20 protein-coding genes and 1 pseudogene are annotated in these 24805 nt (G+C 36.8%); 12 read left to right on the plus strand and 9 right to left on the minus strand.

Going from position 1 to position 24805, the window contains the following annotated elements:
- On the minus strand, positions 1-397 hold a 397-nt coding region (locus JCM6256_RS07335; protein ID WP_025081087.1), incomplete at its 3' end, for a peptide deformylase.
- A gap of 343 nt (positions 398-740) precedes the next feature.
- On the opposite strand from JCM6256_RS07335, the gene JCM6256_RS07340 reads away from it, so the two are divergent.
- Positions 741-1754, plus strand: coding sequence for a serine hydrolase domain-containing protein (locus JCM6256_RS07340; protein WP_025081088.1), 1014 nt, complete (start codon positions 741-743; stop codon positions 1752-1754).
- A gap of 51 nt (positions 1755-1805) precedes the next feature.
- Here JCM6256_RS07340 and JCM6256_RS07345 read toward each other — a convergent pair whose 3' ends face one another.
- The 3 genes from JCM6256_RS07345 to JCM6256_RS07355 all read right to left on the minus strand — a co-directional run bounded on the left by JCM6256_RS07345 (position 1806) and on the right by JCM6256_RS07355 (position 7059).
- On the minus strand, positions 1806-4643 hold the full coding sequence (locus JCM6256_RS07345) for a DEAD/DEAH box helicase (protein ID WP_025081089.1): 2838 nt from the start codon (positions 4641-4643) through the stop codon (positions 1806-1808).
- Between the two features lie 66 nt (positions 4644-4709).
- Positions 4710-6143 carry an amino acid permease gene (locus JCM6256_RS07350; RefSeq protein WP_420835902.1) on the minus strand — a complete coding sequence of 478 codons (1434 nt, stop codon included), beginning with the start codon at positions 6141-6143 and terminating at the stop codon, positions 4710-4712.
- A gap of 88 nt (positions 6144-6231) precedes the next feature.
- Entirely contained in the window at positions 6232-7059 is an 828-nt protein-coding gene (locus JCM6256_RS07355) for an exodeoxyribonuclease III (RefSeq protein ID WP_025081091.1), read from the minus strand.
- Positions 7060-7596: 537 nt separating this feature from the next.
- Here JCM6256_RS07355 and JCM6256_RS07360 point away from each other — a divergent pair.
- On the plus strand, positions 7597-8610 hold the full coding sequence (locus tag JCM6256_RS07360) for a D-2-hydroxyacid dehydrogenase (RefSeq protein WP_025081092.1): 1014 nt from the start codon (positions 7597-7599) through the stop codon (positions 8608-8610).
- A gap of 65 nt (positions 8611-8675) precedes the next feature.
- On the opposite strand, the gene JCM6256_RS07365 is transcribed toward JCM6256_RS07360, so the two are convergent.
- From JCM6256_RS07365 to JCM6256_RS07375, 3 genes are all read right to left on the minus strand, one after another.
- Complete coding sequence (locus JCM6256_RS07365) at positions 8676-10601, minus strand: elongation factor G (RefSeq protein ID WP_025081093.1); 1926 nt, start codon at positions 10599-10601, stop codon at positions 8676-8678.
- A 41-nt stretch (positions 10602-10642) separates the two neighbouring features.
- On the minus strand, positions 10643-11350 hold the full coding sequence (locus JCM6256_RS07370; protein ID WP_025081094.1) for a YjjG family noncanonical pyrimidine nucleotidase: 708 nt from the start codon (positions 11348-11350) through the stop codon (positions 10643-10645).
- 82 nt (positions 11351-11432) lie between these two features.
- Positions 11433-11816 carry an S-ribosylhomocysteine lyase gene (locus JCM6256_RS07375; protein ID WP_025081095.1) on the minus strand — a complete coding sequence of 128 codons (384 nt, stop codon included), beginning with the start codon at positions 11814-11816 and terminating at the stop codon, positions 11433-11435.
- A gap of 337 nt (positions 11817-12153) precedes the next feature.
- Here JCM6256_RS07375 and trpX point away from each other — a divergent pair, with 337 nt between their 5' ends.
- The 8 genes from trpX (at position 12154) to JCM6256_RS07415 (ending at position 19108) form a co-directional block, all read left to right on the plus strand.
- Positions 12154-13146, plus strand: a complete 993-nt coding sequence (gene trpX, locus JCM6256_RS07380; protein WP_025081096.1) for a tryptophan ABC transporter substrate-binding protein — start codon at positions 12154-12156, stop codon at positions 13144-13146.
- Positions 13143-14039 (plus strand): ABC transporter permease, encoded by an 897-nt coding sequence (locus JCM6256_RS07385; protein WP_025081097.1) that lies wholly within the window; start codon positions 13143-13145, stop codon positions 14037-14039. The genes trpX and JCM6256_RS07385 overlap by 4 nt, the downstream gene beginning before the upstream one ends.
- On the plus strand, positions 14036-14794 hold the full coding sequence (locus JCM6256_RS07390) for an ABC transporter ATP-binding protein (RefSeq protein ID WP_025081098.1): 759 nt from the start codon (positions 14036-14038) through the stop codon (positions 14792-14794). The genes JCM6256_RS07385 and JCM6256_RS07390 overlap by 4 nt, the downstream gene beginning before the upstream one ends.
- Positions 14795-15095: 301 nt before the next feature.
- Positions 15096-17330, plus strand: a complete 2235-nt coding sequence (nrdJ, locus tag JCM6256_RS07395; protein ID WP_025081099.1) for a ribonucleoside-triphosphate reductase, adenosylcobalamin-dependent — start codon at positions 15096-15098, stop codon at positions 17328-17330.
- 25 nt (positions 17331-17355) lie between these two features.
- Positions 17356-17757, plus strand: coding sequence for a DUF4430 domain-containing protein (locus JCM6256_RS07400; protein ID WP_025081100.1), 402 nt, complete (start codon positions 17356-17358; stop codon positions 17755-17757).
- A gap of 2 nt (positions 17758-17759) precedes the next feature.
- A complete protein-coding gene (locus tag JCM6256_RS07405) occupies positions 17760-18284 on the plus strand; it encodes an ECF transporter S component (RefSeq protein WP_025081101.1) in 525 nt (174 codons plus the stop codon).
- Entirely contained in the window at positions 18281-18829 is a 549-nt protein-coding gene (locus tag JCM6256_RS07410; RefSeq protein ID WP_025081102.1) for a cob(I)yrinic acid a,c-diamide adenosyltransferase, read from the plus strand. Before JCM6256_RS07405 ends, JCM6256_RS07410 begins: the two co-directional genes overlap by 4 nt.
- A 96-nt stretch (positions 18830-18925) precedes the next feature.
- Positions 18926-19108 (plus strand): hypothetical protein, encoded by a 183-nt coding sequence (locus JCM6256_RS07415; RefSeq protein WP_025081103.1) that lies wholly within the window; start codon positions 18926-18928, stop codon positions 19106-19108.
- A 44-nt stretch (positions 19109-19152) separates the two neighbouring features.
- Here the strand turns inward: JCM6256_RS07415 and JCM6256_RS07420 are convergent, their stop codons facing one another.
- Positions 19153-19728, minus strand: a complete 576-nt coding sequence (locus tag JCM6256_RS07420) for an SGNH/GDSL hydrolase family protein (RefSeq protein ID WP_025081104.1) — start codon at positions 19726-19728, stop codon at positions 19153-19155.
- Positions 19725-20762: an AI-2E family transporter gene (locus JCM6256_RS07425; protein WP_025081105.1), complete on the minus strand. Its 1038-nt coding sequence runs from the start codon at positions 20760-20762 to the stop codon at positions 19725-19727. Before JCM6256_RS07425 ends, JCM6256_RS07420 begins: the two co-directional genes overlap by 4 nt.
- Positions 20763-20982: 220 nt before the next feature.
- Between JCM6256_RS07425 and JCM6256_RS10070 the strand changes: the two are divergent.
- Together JCM6256_RS10070 and JCM6256_RS07435 are read left to right on the plus strand one after the other, a co-directional pair.
- Positions 20983-22733, plus strand: a pseudogene (locus JCM6256_RS10070) (oligopeptide ABC transporter substrate-binding protein).
- Positions 22734-23045: 312 nt separating this feature from the next.
- On the plus strand, positions 23046-24377 hold the full coding sequence (locus JCM6256_RS07435) for an APC family permease (protein WP_025081106.1): 1332 nt from the start codon (positions 23046-23048) through the stop codon (positions 24375-24377).
- Positions 24378-24805 lie beyond the last annotated feature (428 nt).

The following is a 24805-nucleotide window of genomic DNA, read 5'->3' on the forward strand; positions in this document are numbered from 1 at the left end:
GGCAATGATCGACCTCATGTTGAATTACTTCGGCCGTAAATTCACTAAATTTTTCTCTATGCTTTTTCATTTGCATATCTTGATACTCAACTTCAACTTCTTTATAGCGTTGTGTAGGTCTCATCCCCTCTAATGATAAGCATCCTTCTTCTGTTAAATATGGATTTTTTACAGATATAATTTTAGGATTAAGCATAACTATGGCTAATGGTCCTACATAAAAGGCAATGATGCTTTTATTAACTCCTATCATATTAGCTGCCAAACCAGCAGCTTGATTCTGATGCGCTACTAACGTATCCCTTAGGTCAATTGCATCTTGCAAATCATCTTGCGTTGCTGGTACCGATTTTTGGCTTAAAGTTAATTGGTTATTAATAATAGTTTTTACTGTCATGATATTTCCCCTTAATTAAATTCGTTTTCTATAATACTTGCTAAATTGATGCTTTGCCAAATTAAGTTATTGAAAAATTATTTTCAAAAGAACAATATGTATAACAAAGTTAAAAAACAGAAAGTAAAAATCAATAATGTTATCAAAACTTAATAATTTTAATCCTATTTATTAACATTGAAGTTTTATAATACAAGTTAGACAATTCTGAGGGGAGTTATATATTTTGAAGAAAAAATTATTGGCTTTAGCTATTGCAGTAGCGGGATTAACTGTCCCACTCGGTTTCAGTAGCAAATCGCATAACACTGTTATGGCAGCCACTACAGCAGAAAAATCTGAAATGCGTAGCTTTGTTAGAAATACGATGGCACAAAATCATGTTCGCGGTAGTGTTGTTGTCATCAAAGATGGTCAACCTCAACAAATCAGCTATGGCTGGGCTTGGTATGGTAAAAGAATCGGTAATGGTAATACCAAAGTTGTTTATCCTACTTGCTCATTACAAAAAGTACTTACTGGTGCGATGATTGTTCAATTAATCAACGAAACAAACGGAACTGATCAACAATTTAGTCAATACACCAAAATTTCTCGTTGGTATCCTAATTTAAGAAATGCCAACCAAATTTCTGTGGGCAACTTATTAACTCATACTTCTGGATTAACGGCTACAGGCACAGAAGTTAACCGTGGTTACAATTACTCTGAAGATAATGCCGTTAAATGGGTTATTAACAATGCCAATGCAACTCCTGAAGCCAAAGTTGGAACTTATTACTACAATAATACCAACTATATTCTTTTAGCAGGTATCATTAAGGCCGTCACCGGAAAATCTTATGAGCAGAATTTCCAAGAAAGAATAATCGATAAGTTAGGTCTTGATCACACATATCTTTACCAAAATATTCCTGGTTCAATGACTGATGCTATTTCTTATGTTTGGAACGGTAGCAAAAATTATAAACAAGGTGCATACGTTAAACGTTCCCTTGCTTCTCAACTTGTAGGAGCCGGCAACTTATTTTCAACACCAATGGATTACTACAAGATGCAAGTCGGTTTAACCAACGGTGCTATTTTAAGTAGTTCTGACTTCCATTACTTAACTCACTTAAAGGCAAAAATTACAGATTATTCTGGCGGTGTCTACTTGAAAAATAATGAAACCTTAAAGATGGCATACGGAAACTTAGCTGGAACGCACTTTGGGGATTGGTTCCAAATGACAACTGATAATCAAAACGGTCTTGTTATGTTCCTTAATCAAACTGCTGGTAATGAAAGTGCTAATAAAGCCGTCGGTTATCAAATCTTAAACCATATTAAAGCCAATACTTTTACTGCAAATTAATTAGTTATAAAAAATAAGACATCTCAACATGAGACGTCTTATTTTTTTGTATCAATTATCAAATAATATTTTATACATTGATGGTGCTAATGGCCTTTTCAACAATAAGTTCATGCCCACCGCACTTTTCTTTTTTGGACCAATCTTTTCTTCTTTAACTGTATCCTGCAAAACTTTTCCTTCTCCCAAATAGAAAAATTCCTTTCCTACCGCGTCACTGCGTTTTACAAAAAGTTGTAATTTCATATCTGGTTTAAGCAATCGCTGAACTTCATCTGAACTCAAATGGCGCGGCGCTCTTGTATACCAACGCAAACTGCGACCATCAGACAACTGATTATCATAAACAGCATTGCGCTTTTCTTCAGAATCTTTTTTATATGTAATAAAAATTGGTGTTACATTTTCACCAACACGATAACCATACATTGGCGCACTCACATCCAGTGGCCAATTCAAAAGGCGACAAACATCTTTACGATCATACTGTTTATAAATAGTAAATTGTTGGTCATTTTGATAATCCTGATTAAGCAAAAGTCCCGTTTCCAAAACATCCATAAGCAATTTTTTAAAAGCAGTATTTTTAAGACAATTCCTCATCACGGGCGAAAACTCATAAGTCAATAAATCATGATTAATTAATGAGCTACCGCCATATTGTTCTTTTTTCGTTGTTTTCCCACTTTTAACATCAAAGAATGACAAAGTTAAAATATCATCAACTGAATTAAGGACGTCCTTGTCTACGTAAGCATGATGCTTATTCAACTGTTCAATATACTCATCAAAAGAAATTTTTCTATTATCGCTATTAAGCAACATTTTTAATAAAAGAAGCTCATGTACTCTTTTGCCGCTTAAAAGCTCTTTAGTTACAAATGAAAGAATTTGAGACTGTTTTTTCGTTAATTCAACTGACTCACCCATCTTTTGCAAAAAATCACCATAATGCGCTAAAGCATGATTTTTAGCAAAAACTAATGGCGAAGTTGAACCATAATTATAGAAATCAAGCAAAAGTGGTACTCTGCCTAATTTTTGTTTCAATTCTTTATAAGAGATTCGCAACTCGCGCATACTATCAAGTTTAACCTGATCTAAAGAATGCAAAATACGCTCACTAGCAATTTGGCTAAAGTTAATCGTAGATAAGCCCACAAAATCTGGAATCTGAATTTCTCGGCGAACACGATCTTTATCACGACTTGTATCATTGTTCAAAGCAATCGGAATCAGATAATTATTTTTATAATTGCCAATAAAGTCCAAAACTGTAACAAATTGTTTATTAGGATATTTTCTAAGTCCGCGACCTAACTGCTGAATAAAAACAATACTAGATTGTGTATTACGCAGCATCACAATTTGATTCAAAGACGGAATATCAACACCTTCATTAAATAAATCTACAGTGACAATATATTCAATTTTTCCTGCTTCTAATTCTGTTACAGTTTTTCCACGTTTATCTTCGCTATCTTCGTTAGTCAAAGCAACTGCTGGATGACTTGTCGCTGTGAGCTTTTCAGCTAATTCCCGAGCTTCATCCTGACGACTGCAAAAGATCAATCCCCGTGGACGATCACCGGAATAACCATAATAATTTAACTCTTTCAAAATATACTGCACTCTTTTATCGGCAGTTAAATAGCGCAAGTCTGTTGTATCATCTATAATTTCGCCATTTTCTTCATAATCCTGAATACCTACATAATGAAATGGCGTCAGTATTTTTTCTTCTAATGCATCCCGCAAGCGAATTTCATAAGCCAAATTGTAATCAAAAATTTTATAAACATCTTGCTCATCCATTCGTTCTGGTGTTGCCGTCATTCCCAGCAAAAATTTAGGCTTAAAATGACACAAAATTTTCTGATAGCTTGGTGCTGCAGCACGGTGCGCTTCATCAATCAAAATATAATCAAAATAATCAGCGGGTAATTGTTCTAAAATTTTATCCTGGCTCAATGTTTGAACTGTCGCAAACAAATATTTTTTATTCACATCATGCTTGTTTCCTGACAAAATTCCGTAATCACTTTGCTTGCCACCGATAACCTGATAAAAACTTTGTAATGATTTTTCCGCAATTTGCCGGCGATGCACAACATATAAAAATCTTTTGGGCTTATATGCTTTAACGGCAAATGCTCCTAAATACGTTTTTCCAGTTCCTGTCGCTGAAACAATTAAGCCTTTAGTTTGCTTTTCAGCAAGCAAGCCTTGTAAATTCTTAAGGGCATCCTGCTGCATTTGATTAGGTTTTATTTTTTCAGAAATTATATTTTTCTCGGAATGATTATTGACTGGTTTCACCCAATTTTTACGATAATTCTTTAGCCATTCATCAGTTAAATCAAAGCTATTTTCTTCCAGTCCCTTAATCTGATCAGAAAATTGCTTAGTCAAAGCTGCTTCTTTATTAGAACTGATTTTTAACGACCACTCATAATTACTGATAAGAGCTGAACGAGTAAAATTAGCACTACCGATTATCACAGTTTGATAATCTTCATGCTCAAACAAATATCCTTTAGCGTGAAAACCGGCTTCAGATGCAATTTTAATTTTTAAATTAGAAATTTTTTTAAGTTCATCAAATACACGCGGATTATTAAAGCCTAAATAATCTCCTGTTATGATTGTCCCTGTAACATTTTTCTTAGCTAGGTCGGCCATCACAACTTTAAATGGCACGAGCATATCTTGAGTTATAAAAGCTACCGCCCAAGTAAAACTTTTGCATTTTAACAGTTCATCCCGCAATGTTGACCAAATTTTATTATCAGAATTATTGGCAAGAAGCTGCGGACCTAATAATTCATGACCTGGATAATTATCATCATAAAAGCCATTTAAAATGGCATCTTTGAGCGTCTTATTCATAAAATCTCCTCACCACAATTTTACACAAAAAAATAGAAGCTCAAACTAATGAGCTTCTATTAATTTTTACCAATTCCACTTATCTTTATAACGATATAAAACAACTGGAATAATTGAAACTACAACGCACATTGCAATTAATAAAATGACATATGCTGCACGTAAGTGGTTTGGCGTTCCCGCAGCCGGAATAAAGGTTACGAAAAATGCGATAATCGTAATAAACATGGCTACACATGCAATTGCAATACTTCTAAACGCATTTTTAGACATGTAATAAGCACGTGGGATATCTTCATGATTACGTTTCAAAACAATATAAGCCACAAGCATAATCATGTAAACCATCAAGTATTGAGCAGTTGTTCCAGCAAGAGAAACGTTAAAAGCAAAATCGGCATCTGTTCCACTTGTAAAAGTAATTAAAACACCTGCAACAGTAACAATTAAAGATTGAACGACCATTAATCTAATTGGAACGCCACGCTTTGTTGTTTGAGCAAAGTATTTTGGCAAGTATCCTTCTTTAGCTGCTTCATACATTCCTTGGTTAGGTCCTGCAATCCAGTTTCCTAATTCACCAATTACACCGCAAGCAAGAAGAACGCCGACAATTTTCTGTAAAAGATCGCCTGAAATTCCAATTGAGTTAACTAATTTTCCATATGCATAAACAAATCCGGTACTATTTTGGATTTCATTTTTTGGCACTGTCATGCCAATAGCCATGCTTCCGAACAAATCAAAGCAAATAGCAGTTGCTGCTAACGCGAACATAACTTTAGCATATGAACGAGGATGCTCTAAGTTCTTAACGTGAGGAGCTGATGCTTCCCCGCCACAAAAGGCTAGCATAAATGGTACAAAGGCTACTAAAGTCGAACCATTTAAATGATGAGGCAAAATTGTATTCCAACTAATAGTCATATGAAGCGGATTTCCTTGAGCAACATATACAAAGAAGCCCAAAATCAAACTAACAACCGGAAGTGCTATTCCCAAAATAAATAGCCACTCCGCAATTCGACCGATTTTTCTAACACCAATAACCTGAATTGCTGTTGTTCCCCATAAAATAATCATCATTAAAATGAAACGAACAAGGGGATTAGTATTAAACCACGGTGTACCTAAAGCAATAGATAAAGCTCCAATTACGACGTACATCATGGTACACATACCAACTGTAATGTGTACCCATTGATAACAAAGGGCCGTCCAACCAGTCTTTTCACCTAAAGTTCCTTTTACCCAAGTGAAAATACCGCCTTTTTCCCAGCCCTTAATTGAGGCCATTTCACCAGCCATTTGCGTAATAGGGATAAACCACGCAATTCCGGCAATTAATAAATAAAATAAGGCCGTTGGACCAGTTTTACCAAACGGTGCTAATTCATTAACAGAAATAACCATCGAACTAGTCATCGCAAATAATTTAAAAGCAGTCAGGCGATTATATTTCAGATCTTGCTCTAACGCCCAATCTTTTTCTTTGCTCACACAATTCAACTCCTAACAAAATATACTTCTTCATTATACATAGACCAATTAAAAAAAGCATTCAAAAATGAATGCTTTTTAAACTTTTTTATTGGTCTATATCTAATAATATCGGGCAATGATCTGCACGAGCACCTGTATCAATCATTTCAGACCGCTTTATCTTATCTGCAATTCGATCACTAGTTAGCCAATAATCAATTCTCCAGCCTGAGTTGTTAGCTTTAGCCGTTCTGACTCTTTGAGCCCACCAAGAATAAATCCCTTCTACATTGCCATTTACTTTTCTAAACGAATCAGTAAAACCCGCATCAAGCAACTTAGTAAAATCGGCTCTTTCTTCGTCCGTAAAGCCAGCAGAATGATGATTGTTTTCGGGATGCTTCAAATCAATTGGTGTGTGTGCGCAATTGTAATCACCACTAGCAAGAACCGGTTTTTGCTTATCAAGTTTTTGCAAATATTCAATATATTTTTCATCCCAAACTTGTCGGTCGGCTAATCGTTTCAAGCCATTGCCTGAATTTGGCGTATATACTTCTGTAACAAAGAATTCTGGGAACTCTAAAGTAATTATCCGCCCTTCTGAATCCATCGGCTCTGGAGCTCCAATAACCGGATATGAAGCTTCTAGATTCAATTCCTTCTTATATAAAAACATAGTCCCAGCATAACCCTTACGAGCTGGTTCCTCAGATGATCTCCAAACATAATCATACTCTGGAAATTTTTCTGCCAAAATTGTTTGATGCTTTTTAGTAGGACCGGTTGCGCGTAGTTTAGTTTCTTGAATAGCAATAATATCTGGATTTAAATTATGGATTTTTTCTAAAACTTTTCTCGTTTCTTGTGCACGAGCAGATTCACTAGTTAAAGCAGCATTTAATGAATCGATATTCCATGAAATTAATCTCATTTCGTTCTCCTTATCCGTATATCCTCGGCTCCATTATAACGAAAAACATAAGAAAAAAGCTCAGCATAGACTTTTTCTAAACTGAACTTTTTAAGGGAGTTGTGTTGAATGAGAATAACGAGAATTTATTTTACATTAGCTTTCTCGACTAATGTTGATGCTAACCATTACATAATTTAAGTTTCATTATGTTAGGGATAAATAGTTAACACCTAAGTAATAAGGAATAAAAGATCTCTTGATCTTAGTTTCTTACTATAGAATTCCTCCTTTATTGTTGAGTTGTGTCTTAACATTTCTGCTATGTTTATAATATATCACTCAAGTGACACTACGTCACTATTTATTTTCTGTCTTAAGAAATTATTTAGAAATTGGTTGAATTGCTATTAATTTCATAATGAAACTAATAGCGCCATTCCACGTGAAACATTTTTATATTTTTCAAAAAAACCATTCTTTTTGTGTTTTGTTGAACAAAGTCAAGTGTATAATAGGAAGCGGTCATATTATTAATTTTTACGGAGGTTTAAATTTATGACAAAGATTTTTGCTTACGCTATTCGTAAAGACGAAGAACCATTCTTGAACGAATGGAAAGAAGCTCACAAGGATATCGACGTTGATTTCACTGATCAACTTTTGACTCCTGAAACTGCTAAGTTAGCTAAGGGTGCTGACGGTGTTGTTGTTTACCAACAATTAGATTACACTCCAGAAACTCTTCAAGCTTTAGCAGACGCTGGCGTAACTAAGATGTCATTACGTAACGTTGGTGTTGACAACATTGATATGGACAAGGCTAAGGAACTTGGCTTTGAAATTACTAATGTTCCTGTTTACTCACCAGACGCTATTGCTGAACATGCTGCTATTCAAGCTGCACGTGTATTACGTCAAGACAAGCGCATGGACGAAAAGATGGCTAAACGTGATTTACGTTGGGCACCAACTATCGGCCGTGAAGTTCGTGACCAAGTTGTAGGTGTTGTAGGTACTGGTCACATTGGTCAAGTATTTATGCACATCATGGAAGGTTTCGGCGCAAAGGTTATTGCTTACGATATCTTCAAGAACCCAGAACTTGAAAAGAAGGGTTACTACGTTGACTCACTTGACGACTTGTACAAGCAAGCTGACGTAATTTCACTTCACGTTCCAGACGTTCCAGCTAACGTTCACATGATCAACGACGACTCAATCAAGAAAATGAAAGACGGCGTTGTAATCGTTAACTGCTCACGTGGTCCACTTGTAGACACTGACGCTGTAATCCGTGGTTTGGACTCAGGCAAGATCTTCGGTTTCGTTATGGATACTTACGAAGGCGAAGTTGGTGTATTCAACAAGGATTGGGAAGGTAAAGAATTCCCAGACAAGACTTTGGCAGACTTAATTGACCGTCCAAACGTTTTGGTAACTCCACACACTGCCTTCTACACTACCCACGCTGTACGTAACATGGTTGTTAAGGCATTTGACAACAACTTGAAGTTGATCAACGGCGAAGAACCAGATTCTCCAGTTGCATTGGACAAGAACAAGTTCTAAAAACAACTTAGATCCAGATAAAAAGCACCGAACTTTTTAGTTCGATGCTTTTTTGTTTTACATTTTTAATTTAATGGATAAGTATATGGAAATTGTGCAGCTTCCGGAACTTTATCCCAAGTTACTGTATGCCCTGCTCCATGAGAACAAAATACAGAGTTCGGCGTATTTTCAAGATCAGAAACAGGATCATAGTTTTTCTCTGCAATTATTTTTTCACTATTGTGACAATCGCGATACCCCAAAACTACACATTCCAAGTATCCTTCGCCATGAGTATAACTACGAACTTCATTTGCATAATCCTGCATTTCAGAAACAGGCGCTTGACCTATAATCACAGTATACCGTCCATTATCTTCTGGGCCGTTAAACTTGCCATTCATACGTTGAATATCGTTGAGTGCACGTCCCACTTGGCCTGCCGGAATTTCTAAGCGAAAACTATACCATGGTTCAAGAAGCTTGCAGGCATTTCTTATTTTTAATTCCATTAAACCCTGACGCACAGCACGATAGCTTGCCTCGCGAAAATCTCCGCCAACTGTGTGCACGTTGCTTGCACGACCACCAATTAAAGTGATTTTCATATCCGTAATCGGTGAGCCAGTTAAAACCCCCAGATGTTCTTTAGAAGTCAGTGCTGTCATAATTTGATGCTGCCAATTTTTATCTAAAACTTCTAAACTACAATCATTTTCAAAAACAACACCGCTATTTTCTTTTCCTGGTTCTAAAAGCAGGTGCGTTTCAGAATAATGACGTAAGGGTTCAAAGTGCCCCACAGCTTCAATCTTCTGAGTGATAGTTTCTTTATATAAAATACTTCCTTGATCAAAAGTTACATTTAAATCAAAACGCTCAGCTAAAATCTGCTGCAAAATCTCCAGCTGAATTTTGCCCATAATCTGTAAATGAATTTCTTGCAGATGCTCAGACCATTTTATGTGCAAATTGGGATCTTCATCTTCTAAAATTTTCAAGGCATCCAAACACTTATAAATATCATTTTTACCGGGATTAACTCGATAAGTTAAAACTGGCTTCAAACTATTAGCAATATCGGCAACATTTACACCCTGTCCTGGATAAGTTGAACTCAAGCCTGTTACTGCCACAACATCCCCAGCTTTAGCCACAGAAATGACTTGATATTTAGTTCCATCATAGTCGCGAATTTGATCAATTTTTTCATCAGGAAAAAGTTCTATCTTTGCTTTTAACTGTCCCCCTAGGACTTTCAGCCAAGTTAAACGATTGCCTCTTTCATCATGAGAAATTTTAAAAATTCTGGCTGCAAACTTTTCTGAATACTCAGATACCTTAGCCCATTTTTCAATTCCAGCAATGAAATCATTAACGCCTTGCAATTTTAAGGCCGAACCGAAATAAATTGGAAAAATTGTCCGTTTAGCAATTAAAGATTTAATTTGATTATCCGAAATAATTCCATCATTTAAATATTGCTCCAAAAGCTTTTCATCAACTGTCGCAACATTTTCATAAAAGTCATCATTAATATCAGAAAAGTCAAAACAATTATCAGCCAAATTCTTCTGCACATCCGCAATGATTTTATCCTTATCAACATCTGGTGCATCCATTTTATTAATAAAAATAAAACATGGTATACCATAACGTTTTAACAAATTCCAAAGCGTGCGCGTATAGCTAGTTACCCCATCTGTAGCTGAAATAACTAAAATTGCATAATCTAAAACACTCAATACTTCTTCGGTTTGACTGGCAAAATCCATGTGTCCCGGCGTATCCAGCAAAATCATTTTAAAGTTATCAGTTTCAAGCTGTGCTTCATGAGAAAAGATAGTAATGCCACGCTTCTTTTCTAAATTATCTGGATCAAGAAAAGCATCCCCGTTATCAACGCGACCTAACTTCCGCAAATTGCCAGCTTCATAAAGCATTGCTTCAGACAAAGTTGTCTTGCCAGCGTCTACGTGGGCAACGATTCCAGCAGTAATCTGTTTCAACGCATTCACTCCCTTACTATCCTAATTTTACGCTTTATAAATTAATAAGCTTTCTTAAAATCATTTTGCATGAGTTTAACAAATTCCGGATAAGTTTCTACTTCAAAAAGAGGATGCAAATTTAAATTATTTTTACGATGACGGTGATTGTACCAAATACTGTCAAAGCCATACTTTTCTGCTCCTAAAATATCAGACTGCAAACCATCGCCAAAAAAGATCGTTTCATTAGGACTAATTTCCGTCCGACTAAAGAAATAATCAAAAGCATGCTCATCTGGCTTTTGACAATGGGCTTCTTCAGAAGTAACAATCAAATCAAAGTAATCATAAATTCCCGCAAGCTTTAAACGATGGCGCTGCATAAATTTTTCACCGTTACTCAAAATCGCTAACTTATAACCCTTTTTTTTTGCAAAACGCAAAGTATCTTGCACACCAGGCAATAACTTATGTGCTTCACCAAAGTATGAACGATATTCTTCCATGGTTTTAGCTCCATCAACGTCAATGTTTAAATGGTCTTTTAAGAAAACACGGAAACATTTTTCGCTTAATTCATCATAAGTTAATTTGCCTTGTTCTAAGTCTCGCCATAAGCCTTGGTTATAAGCATGATATTGTCGTTGAAGCTCAGCGGAAACAGGCCAATGATGTTTATTAAATAAGCTATTGAATGCAAAATCTTCCGTTGCCGCAAAGTCAATTAAGGTGTCATCAACATCAAAAATGATTTGTTTATAACGCATAAAAAAACTCCCTCTAATAATGTCTCTTGGAAAATCATTATATCAAGGAAGCTAATCTATTTAAAAGAATACCAATTTCAAACTAAATTACATTACGGTTAAAAGGATCATCGCTGATGCCTTTTTCAAGAATATCGTGACACCATTGTCTAGCAGAAAAAAGTGAATGATCACGGTAGTTTCCGCAAGTTTTTATAGTTGTACCAGGCACGTCTTCCCAAGTAATATCATCACGAATTTCTTCAAGAGAAGATTTTAATGCTTTAGCCACTTCAGTTGTAGAAGGCTCGCCCCACATGATTAAATGAAGCCCGCCAGTTGGAATAGCATTTTCATTCGGCTGAACTAAGCGTAAATCATAATTCGAAATTTTATCCCCTTTAGGACCTTCTTCCACAGCAATTAAACGAACATAAGGTGCTTTAACCTTGGTATGATCTAATGTAAAACTTTCAACTTTAGCCATAAAATCACTCCTTATTCAAAATATATTTCTTCATATTCTATCTAAAAGATGCATTTTATGGAAAATAATTGACTTTCATTAAAAACAAAATTAAAATTTTAGGTAATAAGTTCGAAAGGAAGATTTATCATGGCAGTTCAATTACAAATGATTATTCGTTGGCAATTCCAGCACTAGGGTTGTTTCTGCTTTTGTACAGATGCGACCCATAAAGTCGTATCTGTGCTGGTAAATCTTTTGATAATAATTACCCGCACGGAAAACTTCACGTGCGGGTTTTGTTTTAGGCATTTCCTGCAAAATCGGGAAATGCCTTTTTTGTTTAAAGGAGTTAGCAATGAAAAGATTAATCGGAACTATTATCGCGATCTTTGCATTTCTAATTGTTGCCTTTGTGATGGAGCTCAAACCTGAGAATTCCCAGCAAGGCAAACCAACAGTTGGAATTTTGCAAACAATGAGCCATCCTGCTCTTGATCAAATTCATAAAGGAATCATTCAAGGCTTAAAGGATGAGGGTTATATTGATGGTAAAAATCTCAAAATCGATTTTCAAAATGCTCAGGGTGATCAAAGCAATCTAAAATCCATGAGCGATCAATTTCAAAATAAAAACGCGGCGGCGGTGATTGGTATCGCAACACCGGCTGTTCAATCCTTAGCAAACGAAAGCGGCAATACTCCCGTTATTATGGGCGCAGTTAGCGATCCTATCGGCACAAAATTAGTTAAAAGTTTAAAGCATCCCGATGGCAAAGTTACTGGCGTGCAAGACAAACAGCCCGTTAACGAACAATTTAAATTAATTAAAACAATCATGCCTAAACTAAAAACAATCGGCGTTATCTACACGTCAAGCGACGATTCTTCGACTGCTGAATATCGTGAATTTAAAGATTTAGCTGAAAAAGATGGCCTAAAAGTTCATGCTTACACAATTACTTCGACAAACGATATTGAGCAAGTTGCTCAAACAATGGCCGGAAAAGTTGAAGCTGTTTACGTTCCAACCGACAACACAGTTGCCTCAGGAATTTCAACTTTGCTTAAAGCAACCAACGCCGCAAAAATTCCTGTTTTTCCAGCCGCTGATACGATGATCAAGCCAGGTGGCTTAGCTACAAGAGCAGTCAGTCAATTCGACATGGGCGTTTTAACTGGAAAAATGACTGGGCAAATTTTAAAAGGCAAAAAGCCAGCCGATACCCCTGTTCAAAGAGTCAAAAAATACGAAACAATTGTTAATGAAAAAACTGCTCGAGAACTCAATATTCAAATTCCAAACAGTATAATCCAAGCCGCAGAAAAGAAAGGAAGAATCATCAGATGAGCTTAATTACTTCAACTATCGGCCAAGGGCTATTATGGGGAATTTTAGCTTTAGGCTTATACCTTTCATTCCGAATTTTAAACTTCCCTGACATGACCGTTGAAGGAACTTTTCCTTTCGGAGCGGCTGTCTGCGTAACAGCCTTGGTCCATGACGTAAATCCATTTTTAGCAACGCTTCTTTCATTCATTGCCGGAATGATTACAGGTGCAGTTACTGGACTTCTTTACACTAAGGGCCGAATTCCAATTTTATTAGCGGGAATTTTAACAATGACCGGAATTTATTCCGCCAACTTAAGAATCTTAGGTAAGGCTAATGTCGGACTTCTCAATCACGCCACGCTTTTAAACGGAAAATTGCTTGCCAACTTACCTGCTAATTTTCCTACTATTGTTGTCGGCCTAATCTTCGCAATCATTATCGTGATTTTATTAGCACTATTTCTTAATACTGATTTAGGCCAAGCTTTTATTGCTACAGGCGATAACGAAACAATGGCCCGCTCACTTGGCATCAATACAGATAATATGAAAATTCTCGGCTTGATGGTTTCCAATGGCCTCATTGGTTTGGCTGGCGGACTTTTAGCCCAAAATGGTGGCTATGCCGACGTTAACATGGGAATCGGTACGATGGTTATCGGCCTGGCCGCAATTATTATCGGCGAAGTTGTTTATGGAGATTTAAGTTTGACCGCACGGCTTGTCGCTGTAGTTGTCGGCAGTATTCTTTATCGTTTGGTTTTGCTTTTAGTTCTTCAACTTGGTTTCAGTACCAACGACTTTAAACTTATTTCCGCAATCATCTTGGCAATCTGCTTGATGTTGCCACTATTTCAAAAGAAATTCCATGTTCGCAAATTACTAAAAAGAGGTGTTGAAAGACCATGAGCGTATTAGAATTAAAACACATTACCACAACTGTTAATGCCGGAACCAGTGAAGAAAAGCAAATCTTAAAAGATATCAATTTAAAATTAAACGATGGTGATTTTGTTACTTTGTTAGGTACAAACGGAGCCGGAAAATCTACTTTGCTTAATACTATTAACGGCTCACTTGCTCCTACAACTGGAAAAGTGGTTTTAGATGATAAAGATTTAACTTCCTTATCGGAAGTAAAACGTGCTAAATATATTTCACAAGTCTTTCAAGATCCTAAAATGGGTACTGCGCCTAGAATGACCGTTGCTGAAAACCTTCTTTTAGCAACCAAGTGCGGCAAACATCGTGGTCTTAAATTACGCGGTCTTGATAAGCATATGGATAAGTTTTCACGTGAAACAGCACAACTTCCCAACGGCTTAAATGATCGGCTCAACACTTTTGTTGGCAACCTTTCGGGTGGTCAGCGTCAAACTCTCAGCTTCTTAATGGCCACAATCAATAAACCTGATCTTTTACTTTTAGATGAACACACCGCGGCGCTTGATCCTAATACAAGTCGTGGACTTTTAGAATTAACGGCGAAAGTTGTTCGTGAACAAAAATTAACTTGCGTCATGATCACCCACCAATTGAAAGATGCCTTAAAATACGGTAATCGGACAATTATTTTAAATAGCGGAAAAATTGTTTTAGATATAAGTGGCGAAAAACGTAAGCACTTGACGGAAGATGATATTCTTCAATACTTTACTGATTAAACGCAATTAATTAACTCAAATGGATGCTTCAATAACCTGAAGTATCTATTTTTTGTTACACAAAAGTTATTGTATATATGAATAAAATTGAATGCTATATACGGATTTTACTCTGGAATCTTAAAAATTTTTTTAACTTGCTAACCCTTACAGCGACAAGAAATCGCTTTTTATAAATAGATTATTTAGAAAAAATCGGGTTTCGTAATACAACATCTTGTGGTATTCTCTTTCTGTCATCAAGAACTTGTATTTATGTGAAACATTACAATGGTTTCTTACTTAGGGAGAGAAGATCAACATGAACACGAACATTATTCACTTGGATCAGAATTTTGTTAATCAAATCAAAGACGAAATTAAGCCTCATTGGGGAGAATTAGGCTGGGTTACTTACAAGCGTACCTATGCTCGTTGGCTTCCTAACAAAAATCGCTCTGAAAATTGGGACGAAACTGTTAAACGCGTTATCGAAGGCAACATCAACCTCGACCCACGCTTAAAGGATCATCCCTCAGAAGAAGTTATTGCTGAATTAACTAATGAAGCTCAAAAATTATTCCGTTTAATTTACGGCTTAGGTGCTACCCCATCGGGTCGTAATCTTTGGATCTCAGGAACTGATTACCAAAAACGTACTGGCGATTCCTTAAACAACTGCTGGTTTGCAGCAATTCGCCCTCAAGCATACGGCGACAGCCACATTGTTCCTGCTTACCTCGGCCCTGACAAAGTTGCCGTATCCATGCCTTTCTCATTTCTTTTTGACCAATTAATGAAAGGCGGCGGTGTTGGCTTCTCAGTAGTCAAAGACAATATCAAGCAAATTCCTTTTGTCGATCAAAAAATTGATTTAACCGTTGTTATCGATAAGCACAGCAAATCACATGATGCTTCGATTAAGGTTGGTGCCACCGATAAAGATGAATGGGAAAAATCCGTTCAAGATTCTGACGATTATATTTACTACAGATTGCCAGATACTCGCGAAGGTTGGATTCTAGCAAATGCTCGTTTAATCGATATGCACTTCAACGATACCAATCCTGAGGGTAAGAAAAAACTTGTTTTAGACATTACCGATATTCGTCCTTACGGCGCAAAAATTCATGGTTTCGGCGGAACCGCATCCGGTCCAATGCCTTTAGTAGAAATGTTCTTTGACATTAACAATGTAATTAATGCCAAGGCTGGTCAAAAGCTTTCCGCAGTTGACGCAACTGATATTTGCAACTTAATTGGAAAAACAGTCGTTGCCGGCAATGTCCGTCGTTCAGCTGAACTTGCTTTAGGTTCAAATGACGATCAAGACTTCATCAAAATGAAGCAAGACAAAGATAAGCTTTACCACCACCGCTGGGCTTCTAACAACAGTGTGGCTATTGATTCAAAATTTGATAATTATAATCCAATCGCTGACGGAATTTTACACAACGGCGAACCTGGCGTGGTAAATCTTGAACTTTCACGCAATTACGGCAGAATTGCCGATGGCTACCAAGCCGGAATCGATGATAACGTTGAAGGAACAAACCCATGTGGCGAAATTTCTTTAGCCAACGGTGAACCATGCAACCTCTTTGAAGTTTTCCCATTTATTGCTGAAAAGCAAGGTTGGGACGTTAAAGAAGCTTTTACATTAGCTACACGTTTTGCTAAGCGAGTTACCTTTAGTCATTACGACTGGGAAATTTCTCGCCAAATCATTCAAAAGAATCGTCGAATCGGTATTTCCATGTCAGGAATTCAAGATTGGATTTTATCAAAATGGGGTCACCGTGTTGTAATCGGCTGGGAAGATGCCAAGGATCCAGAAACTGGTAAAGATATCAAAAAGCCAATCTATGATCCAGAAATCGTTAAAACTTTTGATGGTCTTTACAAGGCTGTCGTTAAAGCTGATGAAGATTACAGCCAAGAATTAAATTGCAAACCATCAATTAAACACACAACAGTTAAGCCTTCAGGAACGGTTGCCAAGCTTGCCGGTGTTTCTGAAGGAATGCACTTCCACTACGCTGGCTACCTTATTCAAAGAATTAGATTCCAAGCTTCTGATCCGCTTTTGCCAGCTCTTAAGGAATGTGGCTACTACACAGAACCTGATATTTATACACCAAACACTATTTGCGTTGAATTTCCAATCAAGGCAGCCAATGCCGACAATGAAAACTTCGCTTCAGCTGGCACGGTTTCCATCGGCGAACAATTCGCTACGCAAGCATTTTTGCAAACTTATTGGTCAGACAATGCCGTTTCATGTACGGTTACTTTCCAAGACGAAGAAAGCAAGCAAATCGCTCCCCTTCTTCATCAATACCGTCACACAATTAAGTCTACTTCCCTGCTTCCTTACTACGGGGGCAGCTTGAAGCAAGCTCCTAAGGAACCGATCGATAAAAATAAATATGAAGAAAAATCCGCATTAATTACTGATGATGTCGAAAAAATCTTCATGAAGCAAAACGATGATCAAAAAGATCTTGAATTAGTTGATCAATCAGATTGTGCTGGCAGCGCTTGCCCAATTAAATAGAAATCATTTTGGAGAATTTTTAACAATGAAAACTTTAAACAAAAAAATTACCGCAGTTTTATCTTCCGCAACCATCTTTACTTTTACTTTAACTGGTTGTTCCAACAACAATTCCAGCAAAAGTGACAAAAAAGATAATCAAATCACTGTTACCTATACTTTAAGAGAAGGTAAAAAAGATTTTGCCACTAAAAAAGTTAAGCTTCCTAAGAAAAATGCCAAGGTTATGACTGGCCTTCAAAAAGCTTGGAAAGTTAAGCAAACTAAGGGCTTCATCACTTCTATCGATGGTAAAAGTCAAAATCCTAAGAAGAAAATATATTGGACATACACTGTAAATGGCAAATGGGCCAACAAAGGTGCAAATCAATTCAATGTTCATAACAAAGATAAAGTTAAATTTACTTTAGATAAAATGAAGGAATAAAAATGACAACTGAACGTGTTCAACTAAGACAGCTTACTTTATTGTCTTTGATGACCGCCTTGGCAGTTGTTTTGCGAATCGCCAAAGTTATCCCCATTCCCAATGTTCAGCCTGTAACCGATATTTTAATGATCATTACGCTTGAATTAGGAATTGGCTTTGGGGTAACTTTAGCCGCCTTAACGATGATTTTATCCAACATTGTTCTAGGCTTTGGAATTTGGACAATCCCACAAATTTTTGCTTACATCGGTTGTGTGTTGACTGTTGCGTTTGTGGCCAAAGTCACGCCATTAAAAAAGCATATTGCTCTTCAAATTGCTTTAGCAACTTTTCTAGGATATGAATATGGTTTTCTAGTAAGTTTTGCGATGACAATTTTCGGTGGTTTCCCTGCTTTTGCTGCATATTGGCTATCGGGCGTGATGTTTGATACTTATCATGCTATCGGTAATTTTGCCTTTTACTTGGTTTTGTTCAAACCATTAACCGCGGCCCTTCATAGATATGAGCGAGGTATCGCATGATTAAAATTTATACAAAAGTCGGTGACCAAGGCTTAACTAAACAAGTCAGTGGCCACATGGTAGCTAAAGATGATTTGCAAATAGTAGCTTTAGGCGATGTTGATGAATTGCAATCATATATTGGTGTGACGATCGCAAATTTGTCTAAAAAGTGTCTCTGCTTAAACGATGAACTACAGGAATTGCAACGCAATTTGTATTTGCTCGAAGCAGACATTATAATTAAAAGACGGCATGAAATTAATGATGAAAAAGTTCAAGAGTTAGAAAAAAGAATCGATGAATTAACTCCTAAGATTCCAAAAATTCCTGAATTTATTTTGCCAGGCGGTATGAAAACCGGAGCAAACTTACAATACGCGCGAACCATTGCTAGACGTGCAGAGCGAGCAATGGTTAAACTTAATCGTGAAGAGCAAAAATTAGCTTCTAGTAATTTAAAGTATATTAATCGCTTATCTGATTACCTCTTCACTTTAGGACGTTACGCAAACGTTTTAGACGGTTATCAAGACATTAAAAGCAAAACGAAAAAGAATAATTAAACTGATGAGAAGACATGAAAAATGTCTTCTTTTTCTTTACCAATTTTTAGACAATTCAGCGTATAATGTCTTTCATAGAAATTGGAGGTACTAATTATGCTTTCTATTTTGCTAATATTGTTCCTAGCTTGGTTATTCTTTAAGTTAGGAATTGGCATGATCAAAATTATTTTCTTCTTGATTATTGCCGGAATTACCGCAGTATTTTTTGCCTACTTACTTATTCCATTAATTGCAATCCTAGCAATTGGTGGTTTAGTCTGGGCCGTCGTTAGTTAAGTTTCGTAAACAAAAAGGCACTTCGTTTGAAGTGCCTTTTTTAATTATTCAATTTTTTGAAGTTCTTGTCCCAGTAAGTCAGCCATCAATTCATAACCTTTTTCGCCAAAGTGTAAACCATCATTTTTTAGACCATGACAAAGTTCAGTTAAGTCGCCTTTTTCAAGCATTGCCTGACACAAATCTAAATAATGAAACTTATATTCATTTGCGACTTCTTGAATGGCTCTACTATATTTTTTCACCAAATCATTGTTACGCACATGCTGCTTATTCTCATCAACCGCAGGTGGTGAAATTAAAATTACATGCTCGGGCCAATACTCACAAATTACCGCTGAAGAAATTAATTCCATATTCTTTTTAAATTGCCTAAGCGGAACCTGTTTATGAGTCGCCAAATCATTCGTACCTAACAAAATTACTAAGTTGTCACATTGTGGCTGCGTTAAAACCAATTCACTAAGTCGGGCAAAAAAGGCACCAGAATTAATTCCAGAAACTGCCGTATTGTTGATTTCCAAATTGGGCAATCTTTTCTTTAATTCAAAATTCAAACGTGGTTCTTCAAGACCTTCATGACGAGCAATAATACTATCGCCTGTTAAAAGAATTTTCATTGCTTTGCCTTTTTTCTAATCTTTTTACCGGATGATTTTATATCCAAAATATCCAGTAAGAAAGTAAAGATTGGCACCCCGACAATCAAGCCCCAAGTACCCCAGAAACGTTCTGCGACAAGCAGTACAAGGAATGTATAAAAAATCGGCAAATCCGTTTTGCTAGCCATAAATTTCGGATTCAAAATATAAGCTTCAATCGCGTGAATTATCATAATCATAATAAAAATGTAGACAACATAGCGAATCCCGCCAACTGAATAACCGACGATGCTTAGTGGTACCAAAGAAATAATCACACCAGCAACTGGAATCAAACTTAAGATAAAGACCATTAATCCTAAAGCAATGATTTGTGGCATTCTCATGAAGGCCAAACCAATCATTGTCAAAGCCGTGTTGCAAAGTGCAATAAAGAATTGGGCTTCAAGGACAACCCCAAAAGTATTGGTGAATTTTCTTCCAAAATAGCGCACATCTTCAAAGAACCATTTCATGATCCCACTCTTTACAAAAAGATTTGAGAACTCATTCATCTTCTTAAGTTCGATTGTATAAAAGAAACTCAAGATCAATGACATGAAAATTGCAACTGTTAAAGTTCCAACGCTCGATAACGTGTGCATCATAATGCCCATACCGTCCTTGGCTTGCGTAACAAGCTCTGTGCGACTAACATGACGATCCACGTATTTCATAATGCCCGTCATATTGTTGCTCTCATAAAAACTCATTACGGACTTAAACATCTTTGTAATCTGCGTAATCAGTAATGGCATGTACTTCGTGATCACAAAATACAAAAATAAAACTATTAGAATATAAGTCACGCTAACGATTAATCCTGTCGGAATCTTCGGCGCATGACGTTGAATCAATCTGATGAAATGAACAACCAAATAAGTAAAGATAAACGTTAATAAAATGGTGTTCATCATTGCTCGCATCTCATATAAGCAGAAAATGATGATTAATAAAACGAAAAATCTCCGCAAAGGAACGTTTTCCTTAAACTTCTCCCAAGCATTGTTCATAGAATCCCTCCCTTTTCTCTAAAAACAAGTACTTGTGCTTTATTGTATGCCTAATTTTACTAGAACAAAATGTTCAATTTAATCTAACATTCTTGCAAAAATTAATATTTTTATGGCTATTTTTTATTTTTTTTGTAATTTTATATTGTTTTTTTAATTTTATTGTCATAAAATGTGACACATAACAAAGTTAGAAACTACTTGGAGGTGTTGTTTTACTATGAGTAAAGTAAAATATTTAGGGATCGCTGCTTTATTATCAGGTACTGCATTAAGCTTAGTAGCTTGCGGTAACAATAAAGCGCAAAATAACGAAGACGCAGATCATAATAAATTTAAAGAAGCTGTAGCTAAAAAAGCTATTAAAAAAGGTGGAATTTTAAATTATGCCATTGAATCTGATAGTCCATTCACTGGTATTTTCTTACCTGAACTTTCAGACACTTCAACTGACTCCGAAGTCGCTTCTCCTGGTCAAGAAGGCTTATTCCAAATTAATGATCAATACAAAATTAACAATAATGGTGCTGCAACTTTTAAATTAGACCGTAAAGCAAAAACTGTCACAATTGAAGTTAAAAAAGGCGTTAAGTGGTCAGATGGTAAGCAAGTTAACGCTAAAGATATTGAATTTGCTTATGAAATTATTGCTAATAAGGATTCAAAGTCTCAACGTTACACAGCCTCACTTGCCGATATCGTTGGATTAGCAGAATATCACGATGGTAAAAGTAAAACCATTTCCGGTATTGAAATGCCTGACGGCGAAAATGGCCGTAAAGTCGTAATCCATTTTAAACAAATGAAACCTGGTATGCTTCAATCAGGAAATGGCTATTTCTGGGAATATGCGGAACCTTACCATTACTTAAAAGATGTCCCCTTCTCTAAACTTATGTCTAGTGACAAAGTCAGAAAGAATCCACTATTTTATGGACCATATCGTGTAGCTAAAATTGTTCGTGGACAATCAGTTACTTGGGAAAGAAATCCTCATTACTGGCGTGGTACTCCTAACTTTGAAAAGGTTTCAATGAGCGTAATCGGAACCAATTCAGTCACTCAAGCATTAAGAGTCATAAATTTGATGTTGCTGGCGTAATTAATACCCAATGGGATAACGTTAAAAAAGCAACCGACACTAACTTCATTGCAACCGTTCCACTTTCTTACAACTACTTAGGCTTTAAAGTTGGTAAATGGAACAAGAGCAAGGGCGTTAACGTTGAAAACAAGAAGTCTAAGATGGACAATCCTAATTTGCGTAAAGCTATGGCTTATGCAATGAACATTGATGCTGTTGCCAAGCGTTATTACCATGGCTTATCATTCAGAGTTAATACTTTGATTCCTGAACAGTTTGGTAATTATACTGACAAATCTATAAAGGGTTACCCTTACAACTTGAAGAAAGCTAACCAATTATTAGATAAAGCCGGCTATAAGAAAAAAGGCGAATACCGTGTTCAGCCTAATGGTAAAAAGTTGGTAATTAATATTGCTGTACGTAATAACTCATCTACAGCTGAACCTGTATGGCAAAACTACATCCAACAATGGAAGAAAATCGGTTTAAATGTTAAATTTGTTGGCGGTCGTCCAATGGACTTTAACAATTGGGTTCAAGATGTTCAAAACGATGATCCAAAAATCGACGTCTTCGAAGGTGGCTGGTCACTTTCAAGTGAACCATCACCTAACGATTTATACAATGAGGCTGCGCCTTACAACATGGCTAGATTCGTTTCTCCTACACAATCTAAGCTTCTTGCCAATATTGATTCAGAAAAAGCATTTAACCCAAGCTACCGTGAACAAGCATTTAAGAAATGGCAAAAGTGGATGTACGATGAAGCTTACGTTGTTCCTACTACCAACAGTTATTCAGTAACTGCAGTTAACAAGAAAGTTTCAAATTGGTCACTTAAACCATCATCAAACAATTGGTTCAACGCAGGTTTCACCAAATAATTAATTTTCCCCTCTTAATCAAGAATATTTTTATTTTCCCGTATATGAAGATTCGCATTTTTGCGAATCTTTTTTTGCTTGTTTTTTATATTTTTTCATGATATTCTAATAAAAAATTATTATTTGTGAGGACTAATTATGCAAAATTTCAACGCCGAATTTGAATCATTTAACGATTCCTCAAGTTCCAACCGAACTTGAGTGATTTGGCATACTTAAAAATTTTGCACAAATAGTTAAGCCGAATTCACTCATCCCCTAACAAAATAGGAATGGGCGGATTCGGCTTTTTCTTTGAAATGGAGGATTTAAATGGAAAATAAACCCAACAATGAACTTAAACGAACGCTGGGCTTTGGATCAGCAATCTCCATCGTAGTCGGAACAATTATCGGCTCGGGAATTTTCTTCAAGCAAGCTTCGATTCTGGATAGCGCGGGATCGTCAACAATGGCAATTTTGACTTGGATAGTCGGTGGAATCATTACTCTGACAGCCGGTCTGACGGTTGCGGAAATCGGTGCCCAGATGCCTTACACAGGTGGGCTATATGTCTATATCGAAAATCTTTATGGTCGAATATGCGGCTTCCTCGCCGGCTGGATGCAAGTCATCGTTTACGGTCCGGCAATCATGGCGGCCGTAGCGGGATTCATGAGCATCATGATGACAAATCTATTCGGTATTGGCAAAGAATGGCGCATCCCGATCGCATTGATCACAATTTTGGCAATCGGAATTATGAACTTCTTTGAAAATAAAGTAGGTGCTGCCTTTTCCGTGATCACAACGATCGGAAAAATGATCCCTATCGCCGCAATTATTACTTTCGGTATTTTCTGGGGGCATCAAGATGCCTTTGGCCAAACCGTTAGCGAAGTAAACCGCAACAGTGGTGGCTTCGGTGTGGCAGTTTTAGCAACTTTATTCGGTTACGATGGCTGGATCTTAATCGCCAACTTGGGTGGCGAAATGAAAAATCCCCAAAAATTGCTTCCTAAGGCAATCATTGTTGGGATTAGTACGGTGCTTGTAATTTATACGTTAATTTCAATTGGTATTTTCCGTTTCATGCCTGCCGACTTAATTCATCGCTTGGGTGAAAATACAACTTCCTACTTGGCAGTCAAAGCCTTCGGTAATATCGGCGGTAAACTTCTCTCCATTGGAATCATTATTTCAATGATGGGAACTTTGAATGGCAAGATGATTACTTTCCCAAGAATCGTTTACGCAATGGCCAGACGTGGCGATTTACCATTCTCACGTTACCTTTCATACGTAACTCCTAAGGGTAAGTCACCAGTCATCGCTACCATCTTCTTGATTGTGTTGGCAGCAATTATGATGCTTTTCTTCGACCCTGATCACTTGTCTGACTTATGCGTCTTCACAGTTTACTGCTTCTACTTAATGGCATTCTTCGGAGTGTTCATTTTAAGAAAGAAAAATAAGGAGCGTCCATTCAGCGTTCCTTTATACCCAATTGTGCCAATCATTGCGATCGGCGGCGGAATCTTCGTTTTAATCAGTGAATTGTTCAACGATCCATCTGGGGTATTGCTCTTCATCGGCATTGTAATTTTAGGTTTGCCAATTTTCTATGCGGTCAAGCGTATGGATAAAAAGAGAATGAAGCCATAGAGAGACAAGCAGTTAGAGAATATTTAAGCTCGAATCAATGATTCGAGTTTAGCCATTTCTTGTCGTATGGTACAAATACTAGGATAAAGAATAAGCACCAATGTATGGAGTGTACCTCCTTTCACACACAGTAAGGGAGCTACCCTTCAAAAGTGCTTTAGCATGATATAATTACAAATAGGATAAAGAATAGGTGCCCGATAAACGTGCATCTAAGAACTAATACGCTGTTAGTTCGCAGAATCGTGGGCGGTCTTTTGACCGTCTTTTTTGTTGGTTATTGCCACAACAAAAAATAGCCGTCCGAAGACGACTATCGAGCATTACTTCAAGAGATTGTTAAGTTCGTGAAGAACATTCGCCAATTCATGTAAAGCAATGATTGTAAGGATTATTGAAAAGTTTGACATGAAATTACTCCTTTCTAG

The sequence above is a fragment of the Lactobacillus hamsteri DSM 5661 = JCM 6256 genome (assembly GCF_000615445.1).
In the GTDB taxonomy this organism is placed as follows: domain Bacteria; phylum Bacillota; class Bacilli; order Lactobacillales; family Lactobacillaceae; genus Lactobacillus; species Lactobacillus hamsteri.